Annotated in this window: 7 protein-coding genes; all 7 read right to left on the minus strand. The window is 73.9% G+C overall.

What is annotated here, in order from left to right; all coding sequences use genetic code 11:
• Positions 1-10: 10 nt before the first annotated feature.
• A complete protein-coding gene (locus C4U03_RS32200) occupies positions 11-1,711 on the minus strand; it encodes a hypothetical protein (RefSeq protein ID WP_103943327.1) in 1,701 nt (566 codons plus the stop codon).
• Positions 1,708-6,063 carry a hypothetical protein gene (locus C4U03_RS40745; protein ID WP_160147167.1) on the minus strand — a complete coding sequence of 1,452 codons (4,356 nt, stop codon included), beginning with the start codon at positions 6,061-6,063 and terminating at the stop codon, positions 1,708-1,710. The genes C4U03_RS32200 and C4U03_RS40745 overlap by 4 nt, the downstream gene beginning before the upstream one ends.
• Complete coding sequence (locus C4U03_RS32210; RefSeq protein ID WP_103943329.1) at positions 6,060-9,857, minus strand: serine/threonine-protein kinase; 3,798 nt, start codon at positions 9,855-9,857, stop codon at positions 6,060-6,062. Before C4U03_RS32210 ends, C4U03_RS40745 begins: the two co-directional genes overlap by 4 nt.
• Positions 9,854-13,480 carry a DUF6603 domain-containing protein gene (locus C4U03_RS32215; protein ID WP_146087595.1) on the minus strand — a complete coding sequence of 1,209 codons (3,627 nt, stop codon included), beginning with the start codon at positions 13,478-13,480 and terminating at the stop codon, positions 9,854-9,856. The genes C4U03_RS32210 and C4U03_RS32215 overlap by 4 nt, the downstream gene beginning before the upstream one ends.
• A complete protein-coding gene (locus tag C4U03_RS32220; RefSeq protein ID WP_103943333.1) occupies positions 13,477-15,900 on the minus strand; it encodes a metallophosphoesterase family protein in 2,424 nt (807 codons plus the stop codon). The genes C4U03_RS32215 and C4U03_RS32220 overlap by 4 nt, the downstream gene beginning before the upstream one ends.
• Before the next feature lie 428 nt (positions 15,901-16,328).
• Complete coding sequence (locus tag C4U03_RS32225) at positions 16,329-16,760, minus strand: ATP-binding protein (protein WP_103943426.1); 432 nt, start codon at positions 16,758-16,760, stop codon at positions 16,329-16,331.
• Between the two features lie 198 nt (positions 16,761-16,958).
• Entirely contained in the window at positions 16,959-19,103 is a 2,145-nt protein-coding gene (helR, locus tag C4U03_RS32230; protein WP_103943334.1) for an RNA polymerase recycling motor ATPase HelR, read from the minus strand.
• Positions 19,104-19,272: the final 169 nt, after the last annotated feature.

Raw genomic sequence — 19,272 nt, forward strand, 5'->3', positions numbered from 1 at the left:
CGTCGGCGGATCAGCCGGCCGGGGGTCCCTCCCGTCGGGTCAGGACGTCGTAGCGCAGGCCGCTGGACGCCTCGCCGCGCCCGGCCCGTTTGCGCCGCGCCTGCCACAGGTGCGTCGAGCCGTCGGTCCAGCGGGCCAGCCGCCACTGCCGCATCACCCTGGCGCCTTCGCGGGGGACCTCCTCGTCGGCCAGCCATCCCGCAGCGGTGAGGAGCCTGCTCAGCGGTGGGATCGGCTGCCCGGTGACCGGCCGGGTGAGCGCGGAGCGGACCAGCCGCAGACGGTCGGCGGTGGCCTGAGGCACGTAGGGGATCCAGTGCTCGGGCGGTGCGGCGGCGCGCAGCCGGTAGTCGAGGTCACCCTGGGACGGCGGCGGGACGGGCGGCGGCGGGGCCGCCCGCAGTGCGGCGAGGTGCAGTTCATGCCGGTCCAGCGGCCGTCCGGCCTGGTGCTCGACCAGTTTCTCGACCCCCCAGACGATGTTGGCGGCCTCGTCGCGCACAAGCAGGACGTCCTCGACGGGTTCCCCGTCCATGGTGTGGGCGGCGACGGGCGGCAGGACGAACAGCGCGGTGTCGGGCCCGCCGCCGCGCAGCCGGAACATCTCCCAGTCGGGATGGGCGGCGGCCTCGATCACGGTCCGGATCCCGAAGGTGTCGGTGACCACCAGAGAGGAGACCCGGGCGATGGTGCCGACGGGCAGTTCCACGGGCAGCGTGAACCAGTCGTTGCTGTACAGCGTGGCGAACTCCGCCAAGAGCATATGGCCGAGGTCGGTGGCGCCGGTCTCGATGCCGCCGAAGTGAACGCGTCCGTCCTCGAACTCCCACCAGCGGTCGGCCGGCATCCCCGGATACCTGATCGGCGTCGGTATTCCCGTACTGACGATGTCGGTGGACGGCTGGGTCGCCGGCACCTGGGTCCCGTCGGCGGCGACGTCCAGGTCGTACCAGTCCAGGGCGCCGCCGAGGTACTCACGAGCGACCAGGGTGACGTCGTCGGTGCCGAGGCGGGCGCCGAGCGCGAAGGCGTGTTCCAACCGGGTGGAGTCCCACGGGGTGACCTCGGCGCCGGGACGGCTGACGTAGGAGGCCCAGGCGGTGCGGAACTCGGCCGCGGCGGCCTCGGCCGCCCGCCGCTCGCCGCCGGTCGGGGGCGGCTCCTCAGCCGAGAGCGGAGGGATCACGACTCCCGAGGCGAAGGCGGTGGCCAGCGCCGCGGCGTCGGGCACCCTTCCGGCCAGCACGCCGAGGTCGGCGGTGACCGCGGCGTCAATGGCGGGGTCACCGGAGTCCGGTACGGGCAGCGGATAGGCGGCGGTGAACGCCTTACGGAACCTGCCGATGCCGTGCTGGGTGAGCAACCGCAGGAACAGCCGGCCGCCGTCGGCCCGCAGGCCGAGATCGCCGTGGTCGGGTTCACGCTCGACGAGCGTCTCCAGGGGCAGCCCCATGGGGTCATACCCGGTGGCCGTCGCCCCGGAGCCGCCCGTGCCCCGGTAGGCCGAGAGCCGTCCCGCGGTGACGCGCATCCGTACGGTCGCGGGCGACCCACCGGAACTGGCCGCGAACTCGCCGAGCTGCCACTGCCGCCCGAGCAGCCAGGCCGGGTCCTCGACCCGGGCGGCGACGCTCTCACCGAAGTCGTTCACCCTGGTACGCGGTTCCAGCCGGGTCCAGGTGGTGATGGAGGGATTCGGCGGTATCGTCACGTGCCTGCTCCGGTCAGGTCGGTGGAGACGGTCGACGGGGTCTGGTTGAGCGCGAAGTAGATCGCGGGCAGGAAGTGCCCCAGCTCTCCCACCGCGGGCAGGTCCATAGTCCGGATCTGAGCCAGGTCGAGTGCGCTGGAGACGGTCTCGCGCAGCGTCTGCGGGCTCCACCCCGTGGTCGCCGTGGGCGGCACGGCAACCAGCAGCGCCTGGGGCGGCCGTGCGGAGGGGGCGTCGTAGTGGAAGGTCACGCCGGTGGTCTCCGTGGCGTCGGGCACCATCTCGGTCCACTCGTCGAACACCAGCCCGGTGACCTCTCCCGCCGGGCTGACCTCCCGTACCGTGTGCACGGCCAGGGCCGTGCGGTCGGCCTGGCGACCCGGCCCGGCGGGCGGCAGCGCCACCCAGCGTTCGCCGGCGACGTAGGGCGACTGGGCGATCGTCAGGGGGCGGTCGGCCGCGGGCGCGTCGGTCGCCTCGGCCTGTGCCAGCACTTCGTGCAGCCGCCGGGCACCGGCCCGCACCCGGGCGAGGCGGTCGAGCCAGATCCCGGTGGCGACCCGGTCACCGCCGAGCAACTCGGCGCCGTGGGAGAGCAGGTCGGTCAGCCTGGGCGCCGCGGCGGGCGGCACCGTCCAGGTGGGCGCCACGGGGAAGTCCTCGCCCAGCAGCGTGCGCAGCCGCTCGGCCTCGTGCTGGACCTGCGCGTACGGCGTCGCGCTCGCGGCGTCAAAGCCCGCCTGCAGCGCGTCGTCGGCGGCCAGCCGGCGGTCCGCCTCGGCGATGACGGCGGTCCCCTGGGCGACCAGCTCGGCCCGCCACGCGTCGGTCCAGTCGCGGCCGACCTCGGGCATCGCACCGGGGATGCCGTGCGAGGCCAGCGAGACCAGGCCGGCGCCCATCGGGCCGATGTCCTGGGCCAGCACGGCGGTGTGCAACGCCTGGCGCTTGGTGGCGAGGCCGGCCCTCGCGGCGAACGTACGGGCGCGCATCCCGGCGACGTTCCACTGGATCGGCAGCGCATCCCCGGCGGCCGCCAGGTCCTCGCCGCGCACGGGACGGGCCGCCAGCAGCGCCGCCCGGACGGCGGCGGCCATCGACATCACCTCCAACACGCTGAGGACGTCGGACGGCCAGCCGGCCTGGCGGCCGAAATCGGGTTCGGGCATCGGCTGTTCGGGCACCCCGGCGGGCCGGTGCAGCCGCAACCGGTCGACGAAGCGCTGGCGCAGTTCATACAGCCGGTCCGACCGGTCGCCGCCGGCCAGGCACACCAGGTCCAGCGGGGACAGCCGGACGTCGGCGAGGGTGACCTCCGCCCAGGCCCGTACCGAGCCGTCGGGCGCCCGCCACACCCCGCGGCAGCGCACCCGGCCCGGGTCGCCGAGCAGGGCGGCGGCCCAGCCGTTGAGCGTGGGCTCGATCCCGGCCCTGACCTGCCGGCCGTCGGTCGGCCAGACGGGGACGTCGGCGGCGGCGTTCACCGAGCCGAGGAACATCAGCCGGTGGGTGTGGACGGCGCCGCTGCGCGGAGTGCGGACGACGTCGAGGTCGGGCGGCGGCGCGTCGGCTTTGGTGAAGGCGTCCAGGACCGCGCCGCCGCGCACGGCGTTGCCCGCGGCGAGGTGGTGCACGCCCTCGGCGAGCGCGGCGTCAGCCAGCGCGTCGACCATGTCCGCGAGCCCCTGGAGCGCGGTGACGCACAGCTCGTACTCGTCCGTTCCCTCGGCGGGCAGCACGGCGTCGGGCCGGTTCACCGGATCCGGCGGGGAACCCCAGGGCACGCCGCCCTCCCGCCAGCGGCGGAACAACGCCAGGCCGTCGGTGACGGCGCCGGTTTCGCTGGTCTCGACCGCGTCGCCGTCGGCGCTCAGCGTCTGGACGCGGCAGGGCGCCAGCAGCCGGAACGTCTCGACGAGGTAGGGCACCCCGGCGACGCCGCCTTCGGCGAGTGCACGCTCGAACCGGTAGCCGAGCACCGAGTCCAGTGACTGGCCCGCCTGAACGCCGTCGAGCAGCCGGGCGACCAGCTGTACCCGCTCGGCGCTCAGATCGACGGCGACCGGGCCGGCGCTCCCGGCGGGGCCGCCTCGGGCGATATAGGCCGCGTGCAGGATGGCGGCCGTGGTGGCGTGCCGCAGCGACGGCGCGTGGACGTATCCGGCGTTGCCGGGCGCCTGGTACAGCGGCTGCCGTTCGCCGGGCGGGGTCTCCGGGTGGGGGGTGGGGCCCTGCCACTTCAGCCCGGTCACCCAGCCGTAGCCGCCGACGAGTATCCCGGTGGGATGCCGGCCGGCCGCGCGCAGCTCGGCGAGCCGCCGGCCGGCGAGCGAGGTGGTCCAGGCGTCCAGCCGGTGGGCGGCCAGATCGAGGCTGCCGCGCATCAGCCGGTCCAGCTCGGCGGCGGGCAGTGTCGCGAGCCGGCCGGCGCAGGCCCGGAACTCGCGCAGGTCGGCGACGTTCGGGTCACCGGGATCCTGGGATGCCCGTGCGGCCTGGTCGAGGTACTGGCCGATGGTGACGGCGGGGCCGCCGTGCTCGGGCGGCGCCGGCTGCTGGAGGCCGCGCCACAGGGTCGGTGAAACCGTGTCGTCGAGGTCGACGAGTTCGTCCTCGACGTATCTGCGGGAGCCTCCGTCGACGATGAGCAGCCCGGTCCACAGTTCACGCAGTGCGGCGTCGCGCAGGATCCGGTAGAGCAGCGGAGTGCTGCCGTGTTCGGGGGCGTCGCGCAGCGCGGTGGGCGTCCGGCCGAGGATCTCGGTGATGTAGGCGCCGGGGTCGGTGCCGACGAGCTGCCCGGGGACGGCGAACGCCTCCTCGGCGAAGACCGCTCCGGCGTGGCGGCGGCCGGGCACCCCCAGTTCGGAGAGCGTGACGTTCGCCGAGCCGAAGGGCAGGTCGCGCCAGCTGTCGTCCAGGTCGAGCCGCAGGAACCGCCACAGGGAGCTGATGTACTCGGGGCCGACGACGCTGCGTCCGGCGTAGGCCGCCGACTTCGGCTGGAGGGCCAGGGTGCGCAGCAGCGGCTGGAGAACCGGGTCACCGGGCGGCCCGGCGTCACCCGCGGGCGGCCGGGGGCGGCCGGTGAGCGGGTCGGGCAGGTTGTTGGCGGCGGCCAGCCAGGTGACGCCCAGGATGCCGGTGAGGCGGTGGATGTGGTGCTGCGCGATGTCGGCGGTCTGGGCCGGCTGACCCCACGGCACCATGACCGGCAGCACGCCGTAGGGCTGGGCGCCGAGCCGGACGGTCGGCAGCGGGCCGTCGGCGCGCACGTAGTCGATGAAGTGCCGCCGGGCTTTGCGCACGCCGTCCAGGCTGATGCCCTCCAGGATGTGGAGCAGGAAGTAACCCCAGCTCGACGGCCATACGACGGCGTTCATGGCGGCCTGGTGGTCGACTCTGGCGCCTGCCGGGTCGCGGGCCAGCACGCCGTCGGCGCCGTCGGCGCCGTCGGCCAGGCCGAGCGCGGTCGCCAGGTCGGCGGCGACGGTGCCCGCCGGGTGCGGCGGGCGGCGGGTCGCCGTGCCGTCGCCGAGCCGGTACCGCTCGCGGAGCGCGGCGCTCAGCGGCACCAGGCCGGAGCGCTCCGCCGTGGTGTTGTTGGTCGGCGTGCCGGGCTCGACGAACCCGAAGCCGTCGGTGTAGTAGTGCGCCTCCAGCAGCGCGGCGAGCCGGGCCTGGCCCTGCTCGGGCGTCGCGGTCTCGTCCACGCCGTACACCAGCAGCCGGTCGACCTCCCGGGGGTTGGGAATCGTGACGGCCATTCCGACCGCCTCGGCCGCCGCGTAGTCGACCATCCATTGCATCCCCGGATCGACGAACGTGCCGTCGGCGGGGACCGGCGCGGGCGCCGGGCCGGTGGCCGGGTCGGGGCCGACGGCCAGGTCCGGCGGGATCGGGGCACCGGCGACGTCGAAGACGCAGACCGGCTGGTAGCCGTGGAAGTTGAAGCCCGCGACGTGCCAGCGTGTGGGCAGCAGCCGGGCGAGCGGGGCGCGGGCCCAGGCCGCCGGACGCGGGGTCCCGGCGGGGCGGCCGAGGCGGGTGGCACGTGCGACCCAGGCCGCCCGCTCGGGCCCGAACCGGTCGGCCAGCGGCGCCCAGGCGGCCTCCTGCCGGGCCGGGTCCGCGCCGGCCGCCGCGACGTCGGCCCAGTAGGCGAGACCGGAGGCGATCTCGGTCTCGGTCAGGGCGGGTTCGTGCGAGTCCACGTGCGCGACGTCGGGGTAGATCCGGACCCGAAGCCCCTCAAAGAACAGGGTTTCGATGCGGATCGGCAGCAGCACGATGGGCACTCCGGCCGGAAGCCGTGGCCAGGGGTCGGAGTCGGCTGGTGGTGGTTGGCTCATTCCGTCGTTCCCGGTTCGCTCGGCGCCGCATCGGTGGAGGCCGGCGCATCGGTGAGGGTGGCGGCGGGCAGCAGGTCGGTCGCGTGGATCGCGATCCGGAACGGCGGGCGCAGCAGGGCGGCGGCGGTGTGCGAGGCGGACCCGTCCCAGGAGGGTTCGGCCGCCGCGGCGAACCGCGAGGCGGTCGGCGGCTCGGCGAAGACGAAGAACCATCCGGCGGAGCCGGGCGGGGCGGGAGCGCCGCGGGCGGCGGCCGGGCTGAGCGGGAAGGCGAACATGCCGGTGTCGGCGCCGATCCGTCCGATGAAGCTCGGCGCGAGCACCTGGTCGGTCGGGTCGCGGTAGAGGGGACGGCCCGTCCACTGCGCCTGGACCGCCTGCACGATCGCCCCGGGGAACCGGCGCAGCAGCTCGGCGCGGATCAGCAGGATGACGCCGCCGGAGGCCGCCGGCCCGGAGACGACCGAGGCCAGGTCACCGGTGCCCCAGTCGGCGATGTCGCGGATGTCCCCGTCGTAGGACGATCCCGCGCCGCGCACGTCGAAGAACCGGCGGAACCACGTGGCCCGCCCGGAGGAGGGGAAGCCTCGCCACAGCAGCTCGCGGCCGAAGGCGTCGTTGAGGCCGGCGAGGTAGGCCGCGATCAGCTCCGGGGAACCGGCCATCAGGGCGACCGAGTCGGCGGGCATCCCGTCCACGGCCGGGAACACCAGCTCGGGGAACAGCTCACGCAGCGGCTCCGACATGGGCTGCGGGAAGGCCGGTTCGTACCGGCGCGGACGCAACGGGTCGGCCATCGCGTCGCCACCATCACCGGCCGCGGTGAGCGCCGCCGGGTCCTCCGGCAGGGGCGCCCCGGCCGAGTCGATCCGTTCCAGGACCCGCGGCGGCAGCGTGTCGGCCGGCCGCAGCAGTCCGGTCACCGCGTCGGCCACGGACTCGACCTCGTACGGCGCGGGCTGCGGCGGGGACGGCGCGGCGGTGGCCGGGCGGATCAGCCTCGCCTGGTGGGCCCTGGCCGCCACGGCGAAACGGTCACCGAACCGGCCGAGACGCGCGAGCCGGGCGTTGTCGACGTCGCCGAGCGCGGCGAACACGGGCTGGCCGGGTTCACCGGGCACGATGGGCAGCTCCCGGGACTGGCTCCAGTGGGAGACGCGCCCGTCCAAGTGCAGGCCGTGGCCGACGATCTGGTGCAGCCGGTTCTCCATCACCCAGCCGCCGGGGCCGGGCACCGATACCCGGTCGGTGAAATGCAGCACGACATCCGGCCGGCCGTCCCCGTCAATGTCGGTGACACTGACGCTGAGCTGCGGGTGGAGGGGGTCCTCCGGATCGTGCTCGCCCCACAGCCGCAGATCTCTGACGGGGGTCGTGGTCTGGTTCGGCCGGTCGAAGTCCTTCACCAGCGTCCAGCAGATCCGCCAGTAGTGGATGGGATAGCCGACGTCCTCGTTTTCGACGTAGTCCTCGATCCAGCAGAGCAGGAGGTCACGTGGCTCGGTGTACGGCTGCCCGGACCGGGCCGGGATCGGCACCATGTCGATCGCGACGTCGACCGCCCCGCCGGGCGACATCTCGGGCGCGACGCCTGTCGCGGGTGCCGCGCCGGTTCCGTCCGGCCTCGCCGTGGCCAGTTCGAAGCCGTTCCCCGATCCGAGGCTGTGGGCGATGACGACGCACGGGTCCGGGTCGCGCCAGAAGGTCAGATCCGCGACGGCGATCGCCTCGTGGCTCAGGGAGTCGTCGATCGGGATCCATGGACCCGCCGGGCCGTGCCCGGCCGAGGTGATCGCGGGGATCGACCGGATCCAGGCGCGGCCCCGCCGGTAACCGGTGCGGGAATCGGTGTAGTGCTCCACGCCCAGCAACACCAGCGACGGCTCGGGTCCGGCGCCGATCCTGCCCAGCCGCACGCCCATGAGCCGGAAGTCGGCGACCGGCGGCTCGTAGGGCAGCGGGTACGGCGTCCCGACGCGTCCCGGCCAGGCGTCGAAGTCCACGTCGCGGTGCAGGGCCAGGCTGGGCTGCCGGGCGGGGGCCGGACCCTGCTGCACGACCACCAAGTCGGCCAAGTAGCCCAGAGGCCCCGGGGCACCGGCAGGCTGCCCGGCGCCGCCGAGCCCGCTCCACCAGCGGTCCGCGGCGTCGACGAGCTCAAGGGTGATCTGCCGGTACTTCACGGTCGTGCCGGAGTAACGGTCGAAGACCCCGGTGTCGGCGGAGGCCCGCACCGGCGGAGCGGGCACCACCGTGCCGGTGGCCACTGGGCCGACCGGGGACGGCAACGGCTGCTCGGTCGTCGCACCGGCCGCCCGCGCCACCGGCCCCGCCGGACGGGTGACGCGCTGGAAGTCGGTCGAGGCCGCGGCGGCCGTCGGCGGGTGCTCGGCGAGGTCGTCGAAGACGGTGGTGGCGACAGCGGCGGCGGTTCCGGACGGACCCTGTCCCGGCAGCCTGCGCAGCGCGGTGGCCGCCCGGGTGAGGATCACATCGGCCGCGCCGCCGGCCCGCAGGGGGGTTCCGCCGGCGCCGAGGTCGAAGAACCGTTGGTGCAGGCTTTCCCCCATCGTCTGGCCGAGCCTGCCGTTCGCCAGTTCGCGGTTGACCCGGTCCAGCTCCGCCGCCTGCCGCCAGGCCGACGCCATCAGCGCCTCCTGGTGGACGCGGACGACCTCGGCGCCGAGCCCGGCGGCCGCACGCAGCCTCGGGTCGATGTTGAGTTGCCGCATCCACAGCGGTTCGGTGCCGGTCCAGCCGGGGGCGCCGCCGGTATGGGCCGCGAGATAGACCACAGGCGCAACGGCCGTTGCGCCGCGGCTCAAGATGGTGCCCATCGCGGTCGCGTAGCCGTCCGGCGGGGCGCCCGTCAGGAGGGTGCCCGGTGCGGTCAGCGCGGGCGGCAGCCACAGCCTGCCGGGGTCGGAACCGAGCGCGGCGCGCAACTCGGGGTCGGCCTCCTTGTAGGACATCAGCCGCAGGCCCGGGTCGGCCAGGACGCCGTGCAGCCGCCGGGCCAGCGCGCCGAAGTCCCCGTCCGGCCCGGTCGTGAACGACCAGTGGTGGTAGACGGGCAGCCGGACGGTTCCGGTCGTGCCCTGCCAGGCGGGCGCGGTGGTGTCGCCGGTCACCGGGTCGCCGAGCCCCGCCAGCCTGCCGTGCTCGAAGGCGGGCACGACACAGGCGAGGTAGGAGCCGCCGGCGGTCAGCAGCCGCGGGGCGATCAGCCGCGACACGCTGCGCTCGGGCGCGTCCCGCAGCAGCGTGGCCAGGTCCTCCCCGTCGGCCATGGTCACTTCGGCGTGCGCCCACGCGGCCGAGTACGCCAGGTCGGGCAGTTCGCCGAGCGGCGCGGTCAGCACCGGCAGCCGGTCTCCGGGTCCGGTCGTCAGCGAGACGCCCGCCACGGTTGCATCGACCACGACGAGCACCAGCCACGGCCGCAGGCCGTGGACCGGGTGGGGAGCCGCGGGGGTCAGCCGCCACGGCAGCCCGGGATCGTCGAACTCCACCAGCGCCAGGTGGTCCGGCTCGAAGGACGACGACCCGGGGACCGGGTCGGTGCGGACGACCTGGCGCGGGTCGACGGCCGTGACGTCGCCGGGTCCGTGCAGGGTCAGGGTCGGCCCGGCCACGGCGACGCCGTTGACGGTCAGGCCCGTGGTGAGGCTCAGCCGGGCGGGCAACGGGCCGTGTCCGGGATCGGCGGTCCCCGCACGGGCGGCCACGCCGTCGCGCACCCAGGACAACAGCCGTCGCTGCGCCCCGCCGGCGGCCGGGCTCGAAGCGGTCATGACGACACCACGCCTTCCCGGCGGGTCCGCAGGCGCCGGCGCGACACGGCGGCCGTGCCCGCCTCGTGCACCGGGACGATCGTGAGCCGCCCGGTGTCGGCCGGGTGGTCGGCGAGCCACCGACGCAGCCGGTCGGCGGCCTCGGTACGACTCCAGCGCTCGCCGCCGGCCGGGCGTGGGCCGGCCGGGGTGAGGGTGTGCACCGACACGACCTCGTAGGCGGTGTCATGGACGGACAGGTCGAGGCCGGGGGCGTCGAAGCGGTTCAGGCCGCCGGTGCGGGTCTCGGCGTGTGCCGCCGCACCGGTCTTGGCCAGCACCGCCAGCTCGGCGCCGCCGAGTGTCCAGTCGGGCGCCCGCCGGGGCCCGCCCGGCAGCGGCCTGCCCGGTCCGGCGGAGCCGAGGGAGGACATGGCGGGGGAGAGCGTGCTCGCCGCGGCCGTGTCGGGCGCGTCCACGACCAGGGTCGTGTAGGTGATGGGGATGCCGGGCGGGCCGGAGCGGTCGTAGTCGATGGTGTCGGTGGCGGTGAACGACACCCCGGACGGCAATCGGTCGAACGAGGGAAGGGTGAGCTTGTCCTCGTCGCTGCGGTCGAAGTACTGGTCCGGGGCGAACGGGTCCTCGACATCGACGGTCGGGCAGGAGTCGCCGCCGAGCGAGGCCGCCTCGATCCGGATCTCGCGGTCGCCAGTCAGCCGGGCCCGGCCGAGCCGGTCCAGGCGCACGCCCCCGACGGGCGCGACGGCCTGCCGCACCGTCACCCGCGCCGCGGGCGAGACCAGCAGCAGGTCCCGGGGAAGGTCGGCGCGCATGGTCAGCGCGGGCGGGCGGCCGGCCGGTTCGTCGACCTGCCAGGCGCCGCGCTGCCCGAGCGCGGCGCGGACCCGGTCGGCGGCGTTCTCCGGCGGCAGCGCCGGCTGGGGCGGCTCGTCGCCGAAGTAGCCCTCGAAGGACACCCGGATCTTCAAGAACAGCAGGTGGATCTCGGCCCGGCCGAGGACGTGCCAGCGGCCCGGGCCGGTGAGGTGCAGTTCGGCGTACACACCGAGCAGCAGTTTGTCCTTCCACCGCACGCTCAGGGCCAGGGCCACGTCGATCTCGAAACCGAACGGGTCGAACCGGACGAGCGCATCGAAGGTGAAGTGGCCGGTGGCGGTCACGTCCCCGGCCCTGGCATACACCTCGACCGCCGAACCCATCTGCAGGGTCGCCGCGGTGAGCGCGAGATAGGCCTGCAGCCGGATCCGTACGTCCTCGCCGCCGATCGCCATCGTCATGCGGCGCAGCGCGGGAAAACCGGGCGGGGGCCGGAACCTGGGGTGGAACCCGCCGGCGCTCATCACGAAGTCGGTCCTGCCGGTCCACCGGGCGCGCAGTGCCATGTCGCCCGACAGCCGCCAGCCGGCGATCTGGGAGTCGTACAGGACGGCGTCCATCGCCAGGGTGCCCTCGCCGATGTCGAGGACTCCCAGCGCGTCCATCTTCAGGTCGGCGATCGGCGCGCGCTCGTCGGGCAGCAGCAGCCTGATCCGGCCGGCGGCGATGAACCGCAGCGGCTTGGGCAGTTCCAGGGCCAGCCCGAGGTCGATCGTGACGACCGTCGGCACGCCCCAGGTGAGCCGGGCCGTCGGCCCGAAGACATGCCGGTCCGCGGTGGCCGGGAACAGTGAGTCGAGGTCGTCGATCAGCCGGCGCTCGTCGCCGACCGCGTCGCCGGGGGACAGCAGCGCGGTCAGCGCGCCGTTGCGCAGCCCGGCCCGCAGCCGCGCCACGTCGGCCGCCCGGTTGACGCCGAGCAGCCCGCCGACCGCGGCGAGGTTGAACCCGAACCCGAGCGGGATCGGCTGCGGGAACCTGGCGTTGATGACGACCAGCAGCGAGAAACCCGGCCTGCCGCCCGGCAGCCGGGTGGTGAGCAGGCCCATCGCGGCGAGCCGGAAGGACGCGAAGTCCAGGTCGACGCCACCGGAGTAGCGTGCCGCCGCCGGGTCGAAGGACAGGAACCCGGCCCCGGTGACCGCGCCGGCGTCCACCTTCAGCGCGATGCCGCTCGGCGGCTGGAAGGCCAGGTCGAGGTCTGCCGGGCCGAGGTTGCCGCCCTCGGGCGGGAAGGCCAGCCGGCCGCGCAGCCCGATCCGCCGGACGTCGATCGCGACCGGGCCGAGCCGCACCCGGCCCGACGCGGCGGCGATCAGGTCGACGGCCTGCGCGTCGGGGTCCGTCGACGGCCGTACCGACAACGTCACCCGGTCCAGCCGGGCCGGGCCGCCGATCCCCGCGCCGACCGCGTACTCGGCCTCCAGGGCCGCGCCACCGCTCAGGAACAGCCCGCGCTGCCGCGACCACCCGAGGCCGAAGGCGAAGTCCAGGCGATGCCGGCCGCTCAGCATCTTCTGCAGGAAGCCGTCGCCGTCGCCGGTGGAGACGATCAGCGCCGCACCGCCGGTCGTGAACTCCCCTCCGTACTCCTGCCGGTCCGCCGACAGGTCGGCCAGCGCCGTGAACGCGACCGGCCCGGCGACCTCGAACCGGGTGCCGCTCGTGCCGCCGACCCGCAGCACCGGCTGTTCCCCGCCGGCCTGCCGCACCAGGCTCAGCATGGCCTGGATCCGTGCCGCCTGCCCCTTGGCCGAGTCGGTGAAGATCTTCTGGGGGCCCACGGCGAAGACGCCGGTGCCGTCCAGGTCGGCGGTCAGGTCGGCCTGCCAGGCGCCGAACCGGCGGGACAGCGCCGCCGCCGTGTGCGGGATGACGACCAGGCCGAGCCTGCCGTCCTGCGCGCCGGCCAGCGCGAACGCCATGCTGAGAGCGCTGGTCAGGTCGGCCGGGTCGGTGGACCGCTCCGGAAGCGGCAGCCGTACGTGCAGCATGTGGGCGAGGGAGCGCTGGAGATCGGCCCCGGCCGAGGCGTCCACCGGACGCCCGTGGCGTGCGTCGAGGCCGAGCCGGTGCAGGATCGCCGCGACGGCGGGGAAGATCAGGTCGGCGGCCGCATCGGCGGCGTCTCGGGTACCGAGCCCGTCCGGGCCGAGGTAGATCTCGCGCAGCGCCGGCAACGGAGCGCCCACGAGCCGTGGCAGCCGGTCCAGCCTGATCCGGTGCGGACCGGCCGGGAACCGCACGGGAAGCCCGCTGGCACCGTCGAGCACCAGCGGCGGCAGCTCCTCGGGGGTCCGCGGCTCGATCAGGCCGAGCGCCTGAAGCACCGCGCCAGGCAGCGGCCTGCGCTCACGCAGGTACCGGACGACCAGCAGTTCGAGAAGGTCGCGGCCGAGGTCGGCGAAGCCGTGCGGCCTGGGCCCGGTCCAGTCGTCGAACGCGGTGCCCAGCGCCCGGACGGCGGTGAAGCAGCGGGCGAGCGCGGGCAGCAGCGCCCGTGCGCCGTCCAGATCGTCGGGCGGCTGCGCGACCGCGGCGGCCAGTTGCCCGTGGGCCGACTCGACCGCAGCCAGCAGAGCGGTGATCCGGGAGACCGGGAAGCCGGTCAGCGCGTCCAGGTCCCAGCCGATCCCGTGGAGCAGCGTGCGGAGCCGGTCGGGGTCCTCCACCGCCGAGATGACGGGCTCCAGCAGGACGCCGAGCTCCGTCGCGAGCACTCTCCCGGCATCGTGATCGGTCACTTGCGGGCCTCCCAGACCTGGCCGGGTACGGTGGAGTCGTCGGTCGGGTCCAGCGTGACCGCGTAGACCGTCTGCTGTGCGGGGACGCCCGTCGCGTCGACGGCCCAGTAGAGCCGCTGGGAGACCTGCAGCGGGATGTCGGCCGGGTCGCTGCCCGGGGCGAAGCTGATCTCGCCGAGGTTGTTGACCCCGACGATCTGCTTGCCGGTCCTGTTGCGCGCGTTGGTGTCGACCGCCCGGCCCGCCGCCCGCTGGTACCTGAGCTGCTCTTCGGGGGGCGCGTCGGTGGGCGGTCGCTGGAGCGGCGTGATCGTGATCGGCGGTTCCGACCTGGCGCCGGGCAGGTAGTGGAGCCGGTAACGCCAGTCCTCCGGGCGATAGATCCTCAGGAGCGTCCCCCGGTCGGTGACATCCGCCCGGGCGGGCGCGGCCTCGTGCAGCGACGACTGCCACACGCTGCCCGGCTTCCCCGTGCTGAAGTCCTGGCCGTACAGCCGTTCGCTCCAGCCGGCCCAGTCCCAGGGGTTGTGTCCCAGCTCCAGCCCCAGGGTGGGGGACGGCTCGTAGCCGTCCTGATGCAGGCTGGCCGTCGACCTCCACCCCTGACCCTGGTGCTTGAAGGAGCTGGCGGTGAACTGGACGAGGTCGACCCGGCGCGGCGCGGGCAGCGAGGCCGGATCTCCGAACGGCCGATTGATCCAGAGGGAGGCCAGGATGCCGAAGCCGTAGTGCACGTCGCCGGACAGCACGATGATCCGGTGGGACCGTTTGGCCAGCCGGCCCAGCAGCCGGTGGAAGGTCCGCGGCCGGAGCCCCGGCGCCTCCACGTCGTCCTGCCAGACGGCGTCCGCGTCCGCACGGGCCGCCTGCTGCTCCTCGATCCACGGCACGCCGAGCAGCGGCCCGCCGAGGACGACGAAGGTCACATGCGGGCCCACGCCACCCGGGATCTGCTCCTCGATCGCCGCGTCGCTGAGCACCGCGGGCGGGGCGAGCGGGCCGGCCTCGAACCCGCGCCGGGTCCGCGGATCCAGGACGATCACCTCGAAGGGACGACCCGGCCAGGTCAGCACGTAGTCATGACGCAGCGCCCGTGGGTCCCGGGGCAGCTCGGCGGCCACCGCGCGGCCGCCGGAGGGGACCGGCGGCGGACCCAGCGGCACGCCCGCCAGCCGCGCCACCTTGTCGATCGCCGTCTTGTCGGACGGGGCGGCGGCGCGTTCGACCATCGCGGCGAGCAGCAGCCCGCCGGGCTGGTCGGCGGCGAAGCGGCCCGGCACGTTGCCCCACGACTGGAAGACCGCCATCGCCGACATCGCGTTGGTGAGGACGCGTAGGGCGAGTTCACTGGGCTTGCGCGCGCCGCCGTCGCCGTACACGCGGTAGCACCACTCGCGGTTCAGGTTCCAGTCGTCGGTGACCTCGTGGTCGTCGTGCGCGGTGTAGACGATCACGTTGGCGAGCGCCCGGCGCACCCGGTCCACCGCGCCGCGCATGTGCCAGGTGGACTCCCTCTCCTCCACCGGGCCGATCCCAGGGGCGGTGGCCGGCCACAGCGTGTCCGACCAGCCGAAGAGGTACGTTGCGGCGAACTCTCCGAAGCCCAGCAGGTGGCTCTTGGCCGTGTCGGCGTTGGGAACGCCGGAGGTGAACCCGGCGTCCAGGGTCAGCTGCGCCCTGGAGCCGGGCGCCAGTTCCGCCGGCCTGCGGTTGCCGGCCGCGCCCGGCAGCCGTTCCACCCAGTCCTTGCCGAGCAGCACGTCACCCGCGTCGGTGGCCAGGGCGAGCATCACGTCGGAGACGTCGTCGGCGTAGATCTGGTCGCCGGTGAGCAGGAGCAGATGCGGTCGGATCAGCGCCCACGGGTTGCCCGAGGTGACATCCCCACGCGACCGGCCGATCAGGTGGTCGACGGTCGGCATCGCGTCGAACCCGGGGCCGTGCGTCTTGCGGCAGGATCCGTGCAGGACGCGTAGCCGTGCCAGATCGGCCGGCGGCAGGGCGAAGCTCGGCAGCTTGTCCCCGCCGTAGGCGAGGACCGCGGACCGGGCCGCCGGGTCGGAGGCGTTGGAGACCACGCCCCGGGTCGTCAGCGTCCGTCCGCCGAAATCGAGGTCGTAGTAGTAGACCGTGCCGGCCTGCAGCGGTTGCGAGGCCGCCGCGGTGACCGCGACCAGATAGAGGTTCTCGCCCAACCGGACCGGGTCGCGCCCACCGGCCGCGACAGGGGCCCTCTTGCCTTCGGGGTCCTCGTACACCGACAGGCGCACCGCGGTATAGGCGGCCTTCATCGCCACCCAGACCGTGACGGACTGCTCGGTCACCTCCCGTACGATCGGCCCGGCGAGCACCAGGGGGAGGCCCTCAAGGCGGTTGGCGAGGCTCCAGTCGGGCCGGTCCGGCGGCGCCGGTGGGGTCATCGCGTCTTCATCCCGTCATCGCGCGGAACGCTCACCGGCTCTCGCCCTTCCGGCCTTCCGCCGCAACTCGGTCGCGCGGTCCGCCCGTGACCCGATACCTGTCCACCCTCGGCTCGCGGTCTGCGCCCGAGGCGACGTCGGCATGAACCGACCTCCGCCCCCTCAGGCCGTACCGCGCCGCGCCCTCATCCTGAACAACAACCCGACCAGGACAAAGCCCTTGATCCGACATCCAGGTGGCCGAAGCCGGACAAGACCATTCACGTTGTTACCGCCCCAAACCGCGCCCGGATCGTGTCACCGGTACCGGCCGGTGAAATATCCGATCACCGAGATCGCCCAGGCGCCGTCCCTCAGGTGAGCCGCCCTACGGCCTTCCCCGGCCGGTCAGGCTCACCAGAGCCTGCCGCGCGAACGGGGCGGCAGGGTCATGTGGCGTCGTCGGAACCGGCGGAGTCGGCGGACGGGCGGAAACAGGCGGTGACGGTTTTGCCGTCCGGGCAGGGATGGGCCTGCCAGGTGTCGGCCAGCGCGTCGACCAGGAACATGCCGCGGCCACCGACGTGTTCGGTGCTCGCCGGACGGGGGACGGGCAGGTCGGTGGAGGAGTCGTGCACGCTCACATGCAGGCATCGGCTGTCCCAGGTCAGCACCAGTTGCGCGTTGCTGTGCGCGTGCACGTGGGCGTTGGTGACCAGCTCCGAGACGGTCAGCAGCACCGCATCCACCGTCTGCGGCGCGGTGGTGGTCCATCCCAGTGAGTCCAGGTGCTCACGCGCCCAGTCCCTGGCGTCCTTCACCCTGCTGGTCATCGGCAGGGAACGCGCCCAGCCCACTGCCCGTACTGATGGTTCGCCCACCATTCTTCCTCCCATGGTCGTGGCTGCCCTGCGGCTCTTACCCCCGCTGGAGGATTTGATGACCTGGGATCACCTGGGCGGGCGATGCGCCCTGGCCGCATGCCCAGGCCCGGACCAGAGCTCGAACGCGGTACATGGAGCGGCCGAAGCGCCCTCCGCGGTACCGCCGGCCACCGTTCCGGTCCGCAGAGGCCGACGTCAGGAGCTCGTGAGGATGACCAGTCGCTGGGTCGCTCGGGTCATCGCGACATAGCGGTCGACCGCTCCTTCGATGCCCTGGCCGAACGCCTCCGGGTCGACGAGGACGACCAGGTCGAACTCGAGCCCCTTCGCCAGCTCCGGGGTCAGCGACCGGACGCGGGACGTCGACCGGAACGTGGGATCGCCGATGACGCAGGCGACCCCGTCGGCGTGCTCGGCGAGCCAGCCGTCGAGGATCGAGCCCAGCTCCGAGGCCGATCCGTGCACGACGGGGACGCCGCCGCTGCGGATGGAGGTCGGCACGTTGGCGTCCGGGAGCACGGCCCGGATGACCGGCTCGGCTTCCGCCATGACCTCTTCCGGCGTCCGGTAGTTGATGCTCAGGGAGGCCAGGCTGATCCGGTCGAGCCCGATCCGCTCCAGCCGTTCCCGCCACGACTCGGTGAACCCGTGCCTGGCCTGGGCACGGTCCCCGACGATGGTGAAGCTCCGGGACGGGCAGCGCAGCAGCAGCATCTGCCACTCCGCGTCGGTCAGCTCCTGGGCCTCGTCCACGATGATGTGCGCGAACGGGCCGGCGAGCAGGTCCGGGGCGGCGCTGGACAGTGCGCTCTCGTCGACCAGGGCGTCGTGGAAGTCCTCGCCGCGCAGCATCGTGACCAGGCCCGTGCCGTACTCGTCGTCGGCGACCGCGATGAGGTCGTCCACGACCCTGGTCATGCGCTCGCGTTCGGCGGCGACGGAGGCCTCATGGCGACGCTTGCGCCGTGACGCCTCCGGGTCGCCGAGCCGCTGCCGCGCCGCGTCCAGGAGCGGCAGGTCGGACACCGTCCAGGCCTGCGCGTCCTCGCGCTGCAGCTTCCGAACGTCGTCGGGGCCGAGCCAGGGAGCGCACATCCGCAGGTAGGCGGGCACCGACCACAGGTCCCCGACGAGATCGGCCGCTTCGAGCAGCGGCCACGCCCTGTTGAGGGTCATGAGCAGTTCCCGGCTCTGCAGCAGCGACTTGCGGAGCGGGGCAGCCGGTACGTCCTCGTCGTGCTTGTCCAGCAGGATCGTGACCAGCTCCTCCAGGATCTGGTCACGCGCCTCGTTGTGCGGGGTACCGGGTTCTGGTGCCTCGAACGCCTCGGCCCAGTCCTCGGGGCTGAGCCAGACGTCGGACCAGTGGGTCGTGACCGTCATCCCCTTGGTGGGCGGATTCTCGTAGAACCTGACGGCCTTGTCGATCGCCTTCACCATGTCCGCGGACGACTTCAGGCGGGCCACGTCCGGGTCGGTCTCCATCGCCGCCGTGGCGCCCTCGTCGACGAGGTCCCGCAGCGTGCAGGTCTGCACGCCCTCCTCTCCGAGGCTGGGCAGGACGTCGGAGACATAGGCCAGGTAGGGCTGGTGCGGACCGACGAACAGCACGCCGCCTCGGTGGTGGCTGAGGCGAGGGTCGGAGTAGAGGAGGTAGGCGGCGCGGTGCAGGGCGACGACGGTCTTCCCCGTGCCCGGACCGCCGTCGACGACGAGGGCGCCGCGGGACCCCGCGCGGATGATGGCGTCCTGGTCGGCCTGGATGGTGCCGAGCACGTCCCGCATCCGGGTCGACCGGTGTCCGCCCAGGCTGGCGATGAAGGCGGACTGGTCGTCGAGCGCGGCGTGCCCCTCCAACCCGTCCGAGGTGAACACCTCGTCCCAGTAGTCGCTGATCCGGCCGCGGGTCCAGCGATACCTGCGGCGGCTTGTCAGACCCATCGGGTTGGCGTGGGTCGCGCCGAAGAACGGTTCGGCCGCGGGGGAGCGCCAGTCGAGCAGTAGCCGGCGACCCGTGCTGTCGGTGAGGCCGAGCCGTCCGACGTACACGGGCTCGGGGTGGTCTGCGACGACCATGCGTCCGAGGCACAGGTCCAGACCGAAGCGGCGCAGGATGCGCAGTCGAGCGGTCAGCCGGTGGATCTCCGCGTCCCGGTCCATCGCCGCCTGGCCGATGCCGCCGGGCGCCCTGCGCTCGGCGTCGAGGCGGTCGGACAGGGCGGCGATCGACTGCCCGAGGTTCTCCGCGATGGCCGCGAAGTGTCGCTCGTCGTCGGCGATCAGCGCCGGGTCGGCCTTGGGGGCGAGGTGGTCGGGGAGGTCGAATGCGCTGGTAGTCAAGGGTTCCCATCTTCCGTAGGTGCTGGCCTCGGCCGACGATTCTGCGGCATGACCCGGGTCTTGCCACAAGCCCCCGGGTGCGCTATACCTTGAGAATGGAGAGGAGTGGGTGCTCTCCTCCGCTTCGGTCGCGCCTTGATCGTTTGCGATCGTTTGCCTCGATCTTCTG

This window comes from Thermomonospora echinospora (genome assembly GCF_900108175.1).
Classification (GTDB): domain Bacteria; phylum Actinomycetota; class Actinomycetes; order Streptosporangiales; family Streptosporangiaceae; genus Thermomonospora; species Thermomonospora echinospora.

Excerpts from the sequence above, each read along its gene's own strand:
- C4U03_RS40745 (WP_160147167.1), bottom strand. The coding sequence starts at position 6,063 with ATGAGCCAACCACCACCAGCCGACTCCGACCCCTGGCCACGGCTTCCG.
- C4U03_RS32210 (WP_103943329.1), bottom strand. The coding sequence starts at position 9,857 with ATGACCGCTTCGAGCCCGGCCGCCGGCGGGGCGCAGCGACGGCTGTTG.
- C4U03_RS32220 (WP_103943333.1), bottom strand. The coding sequence starts at position 15,900 with ATGACCCCACCGGCGCCGCCGGACCGGCCCGACTGGAGCCTCGCCAAC.